The organism is Magnetococcales bacterium, from assembly GCA_015231175.1.
In the GTDB taxonomy this organism is placed as follows: domain Bacteria; phylum Pseudomonadota; class Magnetococcia; order Magnetococcales; family DC0425bin3; genus HA3dbin3.
In genome coordinates this window covers 1-12,199 of sequence record JADGBZ010000094.1, presented here as the reverse complement: position 1 = coordinate 12,199, position 12,199 = coordinate 1, and the positions used below count along the sequence as shown (strand labels likewise).

At 58.5% G+C, this 12,199-nt stretch carries 12 protein-coding genes; 3 read left to right on the top strand and 9 right to left on the bottom strand.

Annotated elements, in window-relative coordinates; all coding sequences use genetic code 11:
- Positions 1-187 precede the first annotated feature (187 nt).
- The 9 genes from HQL63_14410 to HQL63_14370 all read right to left on the bottom strand — a co-directional run bounded on the left by HQL63_14410 (position 188) and on the right by HQL63_14370 (position 9,811).
- Positions 188-1,789 (bottom strand): B12-binding domain-containing radical SAM protein, encoded by a 1,602-nt coding sequence (locus HQL63_14410; GenBank protein MBF0178020.1) that lies wholly within the window; start codon positions 1,787-1,789, stop codon positions 188-190.
- Positions 1,790-1,838: 49 nt separating this feature from the next.
- Complete coding sequence (locus tag HQL63_14405) at positions 1,839-2,912, bottom strand: L,D-transpeptidase family protein (GenBank protein ID MBF0178019.1); 1,074 nt, start codon at positions 2,910-2,912, stop codon at positions 1,839-1,841.
- A 1-nt stretch (position 2,913) separates the two neighbouring features.
- Positions 2,914-4,056, bottom strand: coding sequence for a CinA family protein (locus HQL63_14400; GenBank protein ID MBF0178018.1), 1,143 nt, complete (start codon positions 4,054-4,056; stop codon positions 2,914-2,916).
- A gap of 19 nt (positions 4,057-4,075) precedes the next feature.
- On the bottom strand, positions 4,076-4,561 hold the full coding sequence (locus HQL63_14395; protein ID MBF0178017.1) for a phosphatidylglycerophosphatase A: 486 nt from the start codon (positions 4,559-4,561) through the stop codon (positions 4,076-4,078).
- A gap of 165 nt (positions 4,562-4,726) precedes the next feature.
- Positions 4,727-5,473: an ABC transporter ATP-binding protein gene (locus HQL63_14390; GenBank protein ID MBF0178016.1), complete on the bottom strand. Its 747-nt coding sequence runs from the start codon at positions 5,471-5,473 to the stop codon at positions 4,727-4,729.
- Positions 5,470-6,420: an ATP-binding cassette domain-containing protein gene (locus HQL63_14385; protein ID MBF0178015.1), complete on the bottom strand. Its 951-nt coding sequence runs from the start codon at positions 6,418-6,420 to the stop codon at positions 5,470-5,472. Before HQL63_14385 ends, HQL63_14390 begins: the two co-directional genes overlap by 4 nt.
- A gap of 29 nt (positions 6,421-6,449) precedes the next feature.
- Positions 6,450-7,697 (bottom strand): high-affinity branched-chain amino acid ABC transporter permease LivM, encoded by a 1,248-nt coding sequence (gene livM / locus HQL63_14380; protein ID MBF0178014.1) that lies wholly within the window; start codon positions 7,695-7,697, stop codon positions 6,450-6,452.
- A complete protein-coding gene (locus HQL63_14375; protein ID MBF0178013.1) occupies positions 7,694-8,617 on the bottom strand; it encodes a branched-chain amino acid ABC transporter permease LivH in 924 nt (307 codons plus the stop codon). Before HQL63_14375 ends, livM begins: the two co-directional genes overlap by 4 nt.
- Positions 8,618-8,677: 60 nt before the next feature.
- Positions 8,678-9,811: a branched-chain amino acid ABC transporter substrate-binding protein gene (locus HQL63_14370; protein MBF0178012.1), complete on the bottom strand. Its 1,134-nt coding sequence runs from the start codon at positions 9,809-9,811 to the stop codon at positions 8,678-8,680.
- 292 nt (positions 9,812-10,103) lie between these two features.
- Between HQL63_14370 and HQL63_14365 the strand changes: the two genes are divergently transcribed.
- From HQL63_14365 to HQL63_14355, 3 genes are all read left to right on the top strand, one after another.
- The gene (locus HQL63_14365) at positions 10,104-10,766 is read left to right on the top strand and encodes a hypothetical protein (GenBank protein ID MBF0178011.1); all 663 of its coding nucleotides are present in this window, start codon (positions 10,104-10,106) and stop codon (positions 10,764-10,766) included.
- Between the two features lie 48 nt (positions 10,767-10,814).
- The gene (locus HQL63_14360; protein ID MBF0178010.1) at positions 10,815-11,057 is read left to right on the top strand and encodes a hypothetical protein; all 243 of its coding nucleotides are present in this window, start codon (positions 10,815-10,817) and stop codon (positions 11,055-11,057) included.
- 108 nt (positions 11,058-11,165) lie between these two features.
- Positions 11,166-12,083, top strand: a complete 918-nt coding sequence (locus HQL63_14355) for a cation transporter (protein ID MBF0178009.1) — start codon at positions 11,166-11,168, stop codon at positions 12,081-12,083.
- The last annotated feature ends 116 nt before the right edge of the window (positions 12,084-12,199 follow it).

Below are 12,199 nucleotides of genomic sequence, written 5' to 3'. Positions count from 1 at the left end.
GGGTCCAGGGCAGCGCCCTGGCGGGGTCCGGGGCGAAGCCCTGACAAAGGCTTTCATGTTCAAGCGTTTCTGGAAGGGGCGATGTGCGGTTACGGTCCGAGGGTCTCTGAACGATTACCATGCGTTAGACAGTTGATGAGGTTGATTTGTGTTCAAGCGTCGCTTCAAGGGCGCGATGGATGCCCGATTACTTTTTGATCAAATCTGCGGAAGACAACAATTTGGGCGGTTTGCCAAGGCGAAGATTTTTGGGGAGGATCACCCCCTTCGTGTCCGTATCGATCTTGCCCCGGTGACCGGAAAATTTGACCATTTTGATGATTTTGAGAGGGTACCCGAATATCAGCAGAAAAACATCGAGAAGTATCAACAAAATCGGAGAAAAATATAATTTGATATACTTTTTCAGTCTGGCTGGAAGATCCCCATTATGGATCTCTCTTTGGATGCCTGTCTGAATCAGGATCTCCAGGCGGAGTTGAAACTTCCAAACTCGCAAAACCCAATCCGGATAGGGGGTCATGTTGCAGGTCAACTCGCCGGCATCCTTGTCGGAAATTTTGCTCAAATAGGCGTGTGTATCGCCGATGATGCCTCGTTCGACGACCCAGTCCCAGGTCCGTCCTCCCGGGTAGGGTGTGGCATAAAAAATTGGGGCGTCGGTGATGCCTGCTTCATGGATGGAGCGGCGTGTCTCCTTGATTGTCTCGGGGGATTCTCCGATGTTGCCGATCATCAGGGAACAGACGGCCCCGATGGGGGAGGTGCGAAGATTTTTGAGGGCCTGGATATTTTGTTCGCGGGAGATCCTTTTTTGCATCAGGTCCAGAATTTTCTGACTTCCTGATTCAAAGCCCCATTGCACATGAAAGCAGTTTCCTTTTCGCAACTCCTGCACCAATGCTTCCGACACGTGGTTGGCTCGTGTACTGGCCATCCAGTATACGTCAGGGAGTTGCTCCATCATCATCTCATTGAATTTTTTAGCGCGCCCGAGATTGGTCAGAAACATCTCTTCACCAATGCTCACCACATGGACGCCATAGGTTTCATGAACGTGCCGGATATGGTTGACCACATAATCCAGGGAGAATGCCTTCAGTCCGACAAACTCCTGTTCATGGACACAGAATGTACATTTATCCGTACAGCCAAGCATTCCATTGATGGAAGAGGAGCGGTGGCTCTTGACCTTTTTCCCTGTCAGGCGCAGATATTTTTCCAGTACCTCGTTGGTGCCGTTGACCGTTGTGTAGTGCTCCATGTCGATGAAGCGATAACCCGGCAGTGGCATGGCATCCAGATCCCGAAAAAATTCCCGGCCCGGATTCCGGGTGAGAGTGCCTTCTTTCAACCAGGTCAAGCCGGGAATGGCATCGAGGCTGAGTTGCCCCGACAGACTCCGCAGCAATTTTTCGAGGGGGATCTCTCCATAACCATTGATGATGTAATCGATGACCATGTGTTTGAAGCAGTTCTCTTCATTATGGATGGCGATGGGGCCGCCCAGAACAATGGGCACATGGGGCAACCATTTTTTCAGCTCTTTGGTCAGGGTGATCACGTAGGCATAGGCTGTTATGATGCCGCCGACCCCGATCAATCCGGGAGAACAATCAGCCACCTTTTTGGAAAGGGCGGCAAGGTCACTTCGTTCGAGGGCTGCGTCGATGACGCAGGGTTCGTGACCCATTGTTTCCAGGTAGGCTGCCAGGGCGATGATACCGTGGGGAATCGCGCTATTCGGCAGTGATGTCCGCGTGGGCGTGGTCAGCAGAACGACACGCATTTATCCTCCCCCATAAACTTTTTCGGCATGGTAACGACTCAGCAGCCCCTCAATCCCCCTTTTTCTTCGTCGCTTTTTGGGCTGGCTTGGCCTTGTGACCGGTCGTGGCCGAAGCCGGCATGACCTTGGGCCTATTGTCAACCATGCGAAGCGCATCCTGGGAGGCATGCCCCACAACCCGGGGAATGCCATCCGCTGCGCGGGTCATTTTCCCCACCAGGGCCCAATCCACGTGGACGCTTTGTCCATGGCGCCGTTTGATGGCTTTGTTGATGGCCTCGGCGGCCTTGCCGGGCAACTGCCCACGATCCTTTTTCTTCAGGGTCGGATGTGCCTCAAGGTAGAGCTGATCCCCTCGCCAACCCGCCTTGGCCGGCTGATCGACGATGCGAACCCGCAGGCCTGGCTCCACCCGTCTGAACAGGCGGACGATATCCTCCGGGTAGAGGCGCATGCATCCCCGGCTGACCCGACGCCCGACGCCAAAAGGACGGTTTGTGCCATGGATCAGGTAACTGGGAATGCTGAGATAGATGGCGTGGGTTCCCAGCGGATTTTCCGGTCCAGGGGGGACGACAGCAGGCATTTTTGGATCCTCTCTGCGCACCGATTCCGGGACATACCAAGTGGGTTTGGCCATCTTGCGGGTCACTTTGGTTTCGGTCAGCGGCGTGTCGTACCCCTCGCGCCCCACGCCGAGGGGATAGGTCTCGATCCACCCATCTTTGCGGTGGAAATAGAGCCGCATCTCCGGTCTGTTGATGACCAGCTCCGGGCGGGAGTCACGGCCTTCCGGGTAGATATGCAACAGGGGAACCCGGATCAGAGTGCCCGAAGGTGGCAACCAGGGGTCAATCTTTGGATTGGCCAAGACGATGCTGTTGTAGCCCAGATCGAAGGATCGCCCGACCTGCAACAAAGTTTCGTCGCCGCGAATGGAGTATGTCAGCACCCCGGGTCCAAACAGGTCATCTCCCTTGGGCAAGGGGGCCCAAACCGGGGGCTGTCCCGTCGGCTGGTTGGCAAGCGTATGAACCACATCCGTCAGTTGCAGATGACGGCTCTCCGCTTCGGCGGAAGAGGCCCACCCCAACAAAATGGCCAGCAGCAAGAGAATCGACATGTCAAACCCGAACCCGCTCTGCAGCCAGGCGCCGAAGCAGATGCAGGGCAGTCTGGCTGGTTTGAAAACGTATGCGTGTACGATCACCCTGGTAATGTTGGCGCCGTTCGATGACTCCGCCATCACGGGTGACCGCAGCCAGATAGACGGTTCCTACCGGTTTTTCCGGCGTACCCCCACCGGGACCTGCAATGCCGGTTACGGCAACAGCCATGTCCGAGTCCGCAGCGCGCAGGGTAGCCCTGGCCATGGCCAACGCCGTCTCCTGGCTGACGGCGCCACACCGATCCACAAGGAGATCCACCCCCTCCAAAAGATTTTTTTTGGATTGATTGCTGTAGGTCACCAAGCCATGGCTGAACCAGGCGCTGCTGCCGGGCAGGGATGTCAAACGGGCCGCCACCAAGCCTGCCGTACATGATTCCGTCACGCCCACCCGAAGCTTGGTCTTCAGAAGAAGTTCTGCCAAAACCTCTTCCAGGGAGTTGGGTTCGGTGGCATAGAGGCGCGGTCCGAGTCGGCGCTCCATGAGGTTTTTGAAGTCGTCGCTCAACACCGGTGGCAACCACAGGGCGGAGTCACCATCGGGCAGCTGGCGCAGCCGGCAATGTTTGCAGGACTCCTCGCCAAAATGCTCATCCAGGTCGAAAGCTTCTCCCGCACCTTCGACCATCCAATAGACCGGCATGCGGCGGGGGCGAAAATCGGGTTCATCCTCACGCATGAAGGCACGGATGCAGACAATCAGTGCGTGCCGTAATTCCCAGACCGGTTGTTCACAAAAGGCCACGATGCGGCCCCGCCGCCGGACGGAAAAACCGGCACGTTTGCCACTTCGGTCGGTCAGGGGACGGGCGCCCACGACACGCAACTCGGAAGAGTCCGTGCCATCCAACCCCAGGGAGAGCCCAAGGTTGGAGATCACGGAGCGTCGCAAACGGCTGCCCGCCTCACCTTGCACCAGAATCAGGGTATATTTTTCAGCAAGTTGATTCGGATCCAGGGGGTCATCCGGATCCACCTCCAGGAGGTGGACATCCTCAAAACCCAGGCAATGGAGAAACAGATCCAAGTGCGGGCGCCCCAAAGCGGATAACAGCCCTTCGTTTCCGCTCCATCGGGGAATAACCAGCAGGCACATCATGGCGCCATCCTCACAAAATTCAACCCACGCCTCCCCACGATAGGGTCCAATCTGCCAAAATTTTCAGCAACACGGCACTACAGACGCCGGCTGCCAAATCCGCAGCCATCACCCCCCAACCTCCTGGCAGGCGCTCTCCCAGCCAGGAGAGGGTCCAAGGTTTGATGCGGTCGAACCAACGATAACAGATGAAGCCTGCAACCACCCAAAACCAGCTGAAGGGCGCCCAAAACATGGCCAACAGATAACCAGCCACCTCACCCACCACCACTTCGGAAGGGTCCGTGCGTCCCAGCACCCGAATCGCCACATGGGCCGCCCAAATCCCCAGGACGGTCACGATCACAATGCCTCCCAGCAGGTATTGTTCACCCAGTTGCCGCAACAGAAGATAGAGCGGCACGGCCCCCAGGATACCCACTGTTCCGGGTGCCCACAGAGCCCGACCTGCACCACCCCAGGTGGCTAAAAACACGGCCAGGGGTTCGGTATGTTGACTGGTCACCTTGAGAGCGATTGTCTTCCCTCCTGAAAAAACCCGCCATGGAAAAATCACCCTGCTGTCATACTTTGTTGCATTCGACAGCGAAATGGTTCAATGCCTGCTGTATGCATTTTTTGTACCATCAAGGTATTTTTCGGTGCTTCATCGAAGGAAGGACCGGTTGGATCAGTACCCACCCAGATAGGCCTGACGCACATGCGGATCAGCCAAAAGAGACGCAGAGTCTCCCGCCAACTGGATCTGACCATTGACCAACACATAGCCACGATCTGCAAATTGCAAAGCCTGATAGGCATTCTGCTCCACCAGAAAGATGGTGGTGCCATCGGCGGAAATCTGACGCAGAACGGTAAAAAGTTGCCGGACCAGGAGTGGCGCCAGACCCAGGCTGGGCTCATCCAGCAGCAACAGGCGGGGGCGGCTCATCAGGGCGCGCCCGATGGCCAGCATCTGCTGCTCACCCCCCGAAAGGGTGCCGGCCCGTTGGCGGTGCCTCTCCCAGAGGCGTGGGAAGAGAGCCTGCACCCGTGCCAAAAGCGCCTCCTGGAGAGCCTGTACACCCTGCCCTGGCTCGGTCATCTCCAAAGATGTGGCGCCCAGGAAGAGATTCTCTTCCACGGTCATGGCGGGAAAAATCCGCCGACCCTCGGGCACCAGGGCCATGCCGAGCCGGGCAATGCGATGCGTTGGCAGGCGGGTCATCTCGACACCGGCAAAAAAGAGACGCCCCGCTGTGGCACGAGGCTGACCAAACAGGGTCATGAGCAGCGTCGATTTGCCGGCGCCGTTGGCCCCGATCAGGGTGACGATCTCCCCTCGATTGATGTGCAATGTCACCCCGTGGAGAACCTCCACCGATCCATAAGCCGCCTTGACTTCTTCCAGAACCAGGAGGTTGGTTGCCATGGTCATGACCGATCCGCCTCCATGCCGGCCACCTCAGGATCGATGATCAAGGGCGGACGCATCCTGCCGCCGGACTCGATGGCGGAGACCAGTGGCGGCGGCATTTTCAGGGAGGCCTGCACGGGCGTGACCGGCTCCACCACCCCCAGATAAGCCTCAACCACGGCAGGATGGTGTTGCACATGAGCGGGAGAACCGTTGGCAATCACTTCGCCATGATCCAGGACCACCACCTGATCGGAAATATCCATGACCAGCTTCATGTCGTGTTCGATGAGGAGCACAGTCATGTCATGGTGGTCCCGCAGGCGGAGAAGCATGCGGCTGAGCGCTTCGGTCTCCCGAGGATTGAGACCGGCAGCAGGTTCGTCCAGACACAGGAGCACAGGATCGGTACACAGGGCACGCACAATTTCCAGGCGTCTTTGCTGGCCATAGGGCAACTCTCCGGCCAAACGGTTGGCGTCATCCCGCATGTTGAACACCCCCAACCAACCCATGGCCCGATCCAGGGCCGCTGATTCGGCGCACAAATACTCCCGTGTGCGCAAAACCCCCGCCAGGATACCGCGATCCACCAGGCGGTGTTGCGCCACAAGGAGATTTTCCAACACGGTCATATCGCGAAACAGGCGCCCATTCTGGAAGGTGCGGGCCACTCCGGCGCGTACCACCTGGTGGGTTCCACCGGTCCATGAGGCATACAGATGACGCAACATGGCCCACGGGTTGAGACTTTTGCGGGAGCGTGCGCCTCCCATACGTTGGATCAGATCTACCTGGTCGTTGTGGCGATGCAAAAAAATGTCACCCGTTGTGGCGGCATAAAATCCGGTCAGGCAGTTGAAGACGGTGGTCTTGCCGGCGCCATTGGGACCGATGATGGCGGTAATCGACCCCTGCTCCACCTGAAATCCCACCCGATGCAGGGCCAGCACACCACCAAACTGCATGCTCAAATCCCGAACTGTGAGCAGGGTACTCACAGGGCCTTCCCCACGGGAAAAAAGGGTCGGCGGATGCGCAGCAGGCCCCGGGGACGCCAAATCATCATGATCACCATGATCAGGCCAAAAACCAGGCCCCGGTAATCGGAAAACTCCCGCAGCACTTCATGCAGAATGTTGATCGTCAGGGCGGCGACCACCACGCCGCCATTTGATCCCAACCCTCCCAACACCACCATGGCCAGGATCAGGGCCGATTCAAAGAAGGTGAAGGAGGTGGGATTGACAAACCCCTGCGAGGCCGCAAAAAACACCCCACCCATCCCCCCCACCGCTGCCCCCATGGCAAAGGCCGAGAGCTTGACCGTGACATGGTTGATACCCAGGGCCCGGCAGGCGATCTCATCCTCCCGCAACGCCTCCCAGGCTCGCCCGATCGGCATGCGCTGCAAACGCCCGACGAAAAAATACAACATGGCCAGAAAGACAAGTAAAACCAGATAGATCAATATGGAGCGAACGCTGGGATCGTAGGCCACCTTGAAGAATTCGTGCCAGGGAGTGCCCCCCTGCTTGGCCACACGGGTCAACTCAAGACCCAGGATGGTCGGCGCCGGGACCGACAAGCCATTGGGACCGCCCGTTATCTCGGTGGCATTGTTGAGCACCAGGCGAATGATTTCACCAAAGCCCAGGGTGACGATGGCCAGGTAATCCCCGCGCATGCGCAATACCGGAAAGCCCAACAGCGCACCAAACGTGGCCGCCAGAAGGGCGCAAAACGGTATGGCCGACCAAAATCCCAACCCCAGATACTGGCTCCCCAGGGCATACCCGTAGGCCCCGACCGCATAAAAAGCGACATACCCCAAATCCAGGAGCCCGGCCAGGCCGACGACAATATTGATCCCCAGTCCGAGCAGAGCGTAAATCAGCGCAAGGATCATCACGTTGAGCCAATAGTGGCCCATCCACCACGGCAACCCTGCCGCCACGGCAAAAAGGAGCAACCCTTGCCACACCGGCAGGGCCGACTGTCGCTCAACCACACTCCCACTCGACATCCGGGTGAAAAACCGCTGCATGCGTGGTGTGCGGGAGGCTTGCAGGAGCATCATTGTCAGCAGGGCGCCCAAAAACACGCCCCCTGCCAACCATAAAGGACGCTGCCAAAAAAATACCACCCGATATCCGTCCAGGACCAACCCTGAAAGGGGGGTGAACAGGAGTAACGCCACCCCTCCCCACTGTACGGCCACGCGCCATGCCTCCCGGAAATTCATACTTTCTCCACTTCGGGGTGGCCCAGAAAACCACTGGGGCGCAGCACCAGCACCAGGATCAGAATGCCAAAGGCGAACACATCTTTGTAGTCGGTGTTGACGAAGCCGGAAAAGAGGGATTCACAAAGACCCAGGACCACTCCTCCCAGCATGGCCCCGGGCAGGGAACCGATGCCACCCAGAACCGCCGCCGTAAAAGCCTTGATCCCTATGACAAAACCGATGAAAAAATCAAAGGAACCATAATTCAGGGTGACCAGCAGGCCCGCCACGGCGGCCATGGCTGCACCCATGACGAACACCGTGGAGATGACGTGGTCGGTGTTGATCCCCAGGAGTTCGGCCATGATTCGGTCCTGCTGCGTGGCGCGGCACGCCCGTCCCAGGGAGGTGAACCGCATGACCCAGGCCAGGGCTCCCATTCCCAGAACGGCCACAACCATGATCAAGATCTGCACATGGGTCACCTGGACAAAGGCCGATCCATCCGCCGAGGCCCAACGCAGATGACCCTCGATCAGGGTCGGAATGCCCTGGTTGCGTGCCCCCTGGCTGATGCGAACATAGTTTTGCAGCACCAGGGAGATGCCGATGGCCGAGATCAGCGGCGCCAGCCGGCTGGCATCACGCAGGGGCCGGTAGGCCACCCGCTCGACACTCCACCCGTAGAGCGCAGTGAACAGGATGGTCAGCAGCAGAATCGCCACCAGGAGAATGGGGGGCGCGTGCAACCCCGCTCCCGTCAACAGAGCGAGAAAAATGGCCGCCAGGTAGGCGGAAACCATGTAGATCTCTCCATGGGCAAAGTTGATCATGCCCATGATGCCATAAACCATGGTGTACCCCACAGCGATCAAACCATAGATGGCTCCCAACACCAGGCCATTGATCACCTGTTGGGCAACGATGTAGCCATTCATTGCGTGCAACACCTGGAGGCCCCCCCTTACGATAAAGGGTGTCGGATGGTTGCCGAACCCTTATTCAGCCTCCTGATATGTGCCATCGGAACTCCAGCGGTACATGACGTAGTCGGTCACCTGCAAATCTCCCTTGGCATCCCAGGCTTTGGATCCCATGATGGTGTCGACTTTGTTGCTGTGCAGCCATTGCGCCAGGAGATCTCCCTGCTCGGAACGGGTGGCCGTCATGGCTGCGGCAATGGATTGCAGGGTGGCATACGAGTACAGGGTGTATCCTTCGGGTTCATAACCAGCCTTGCGAAAACTTTCCACAACCTTCCGGCCTGTATAGATTTTGCGCGCATCCCGCCCAAAGGTCATGTACACATTCTCCACAAAGCGTGGGCCACCAGCCGAAGCCACAAACTCCTGGGAAACGATTCCATCGCCGGAGATCAGGGGGGCTTGCAGACCTTGTTCCCGCATCTGTCGCACCAGAACACCGGCTTCGGCGTGCAACCCGCCGAAATAGACCGCATCCGCCGTCTGGGATTTGATCTTGGTCACCAGGGCATTGAAATCTTTCTCTCCCCGGGTCAATCCCTCATAAAGAACCTCTTTCAACCCCAGGGCATGCAGCCGCGCCCGCATGGCATCGGCCAACCCTTGCCCGTAGGTATCCTTGTCGTGAATGATGGCAATCCGCTTGGCCTTGAGCTTTTGCACCACATACTCGGCCCCGGCGCCCCCCTGCTGATCATCCCGACCACACGTGCGAAAAACCGTGGGCAGGTTGCGTTCGGTCACCTTCGGGTTGGTGGAGCCTGGCGTCATGGCCAAAATACCCGCCTCGGCGTAGATCTCCGTGGCCGGAATGGTCGATGAAGAACAAAAATGACCGATGACCGCCTTGACCTTTTCCGCATCCACCAGGCGGTGCGCCACATTGACCGCCTGTTTTGGCTCGCAGGCATCGTCGGTCTTGACCAACTCGATCATGCGACCGTCGATTCCCCCGGCGGCGTTGATATCTTTGGCGGCCTGCTCCGCCCCCCGCCACAACTGTTCACCAAAAGCGGCGTAGGAACCCGTCAACGGCCCAGCCACCCCAATCCGGACGACCCCTCCAGCCGAACCTGCTGGAACAGCAGAAATCACCACGCCACAAGCAACAAGAATTGCCGCAACGACAGACCAACGCCGACCAGACATGCGCTCACTCCCTCCCTGGAATGTGGACCGACAACAAAATCGAGACGAGACCCCCGTCCCGCATCCCCCTATCATCCACCTTTCATGCCACGACTGTCCAGGTGGGTTGCAGGGCAATCGCGTGACATGGACCCACCCGAGGCCATGATCATCACCTGATCATCTCTGGACAGATCATGTTCACTTGGTATAGCCTATGCTTGGGACTGTAGCGTGGCTTTTTGTGCCGTTGGCGGGCTGATTGTTCCCGGCCTGATGCGGTTGGCTTTGATCGACATGGAGGAAACAAACGATGCCGAACACCGTCGAACTTCTTACGCCGGATCAGCTTTCGACTCTTGTGGGCAAGAGCTTTTCGGTCCAATTGCTCGGTGGTGGCAAGGCGTCCGTGACCCCCCTTGCTCCCCCCTTTGGTGGCCAGGTCACCCCGGCGAAAGTGATGCTCAATGGCGTTGAGGTCGAGGGTTTGCGGGCAGCCCAGGCTGCTGCCCAGCAGGCCACTGCGGCCAAGACCGGCGCGGGTGTGCAGACCATGTTTCCTGCCAAAATTCCCGTTGTCGAAATTGAGGGAGCCGGCAAGACGGTCGGTACGGGGAAGGCGCTGAAGGTGCTCTCCCTGGAGACCCGGGGGACCATGCAGGCGGGCAGCAAAGGAGCCATCGATCTGTTTGGTGGCGAGGCCAAGATTGCCCCCATCACGCAGACAGCGCCAGCCAAGGTGGCGACTCCTGTGGCGCAAGGGGCGGCCAAGGCCACGGCGCAAACCGTCGCCATGGTTCAAACCGTGCCGGATGCTACAGGCGGTTCGGTGACCAAAAGCATGGCCATCGGTGGCGCCCTGGCCAAGGGCTCTGCTGTGGGCCTGAGCCTGAGCGTGTGGGGTTCGATCATTCTGGCCGGGGTGGCGACGGTTGCGGTGGGCGTGGGGGTCTACAACTATCTCCAGCGTCGTTAGCCGACTGCGACGGCCTGATCGCTTTTTCTGTCCGCAGGATCTGGATATATGCTGCGTCTGTGGCGGATAGCGAAGATTGTCGTGTTGGGGGTTGTCGTCGCCCTGCTGTTGGGGTTGCTGACCCGGTACGTCCTCGGCCATTTCTTGGCCATGACGCGCATCCGGCATGAGGGTTCGTTGCGCCAAGTGGTGCCTTTGGGAGCCAGACCCTGGGTGGTTGTCCGTGATGGAGGGCTGATGTATCATGATCGGCAACTGTTCAGTACCCTTTTAAGAAAAGCCTTGATATGAAAGCCATTGTCAGGGCTTCGCCCCGAACCCCACCAGGACGCTGTCCTGGACCTGCCAGGGAGCCAGCCCCCTGGACCCCGATGCGTGGCCGGGTGGTGAATCGTTGCCATGATTGATGCAAAGTGTCGGGCCTGCCGTGACTTTGCTATTGTCTTGGACATCGTCGTCTCCCTGCTTTTGTTTTTTTTCATGGCCCCGATGGGTACTATGACCGGCAGCATGGCGCTCCATGCACTTGCCTTGCAATCCCTGGGGGATTTTCTCGGCAAAGGTCTCAACTTTATCAGTCTCAAGGTTGCCTCCTGGACCCCCACCCCGTCCTTCCCTTATGGCTTCGGCAAACTCCAGTTTTTGGCCTCGGGCGTTATCGGGGTCGGTCTTTGTGCCGGGTCGGCCATTTTTCTTGCAGAGAATGTCCGTCATATCAATGAGCGCCTGGTCGAGGCCCCGGGCTGGTCGGCCATTGTGGCGGCGCTGGTGGGTTTTGTGGCCAGTGAGTCGATGCATCGTTTCCAGGGTTGCGTCGGCGAACGCAACAACAGTCCCATCATCAAGGCGGCTGCGATAGGGAACCGGGCGGATGCACTTTCGTTTGCATTGGTGGCCCTGGGGTTGCTCTTGGCCACCCTGGGCGTTCCCATTGCGGATCATATTGCCGCGACGCTGGTTTCCATCATGATCATCCGGATGGGGCTGGAGATTGTCGGGGAGAGTTTTCACGGTTTGATGGATGCTGCCCTGCCTGGCCACGTCATGGAACAGGTGCATCGCCTGGTCAAAAATTGGCATGATGACGTGGCGGTGGAGACGTTGCGTGGTCGAAAACTGGGTGACCGCTGGGAGATCAACCTGACCATCAGGGTTCCTGCGACCTGGACGACGATGGATGCACACCAGCATGCGGAACGGTTGCGGGAGTTGATCCATCAGCGGGTTCCCCACACCGGGGATGTTTTTATCGCTACATTGCCGAGTCGGGAGCAGGGGACGGATGCGACAAGTGAGGGGCGTGGCCCTGGGGCATGAGGGGCGAAGCCCTGACAGGAATTTTTCAAGTCAAAGTTTTTGGTAACTATTCACCACCCGTCAACGAATCGGGGTCCAGGGGGCTGGCTCCCTGGCGGGTCCAGGGCAGCGCCCTG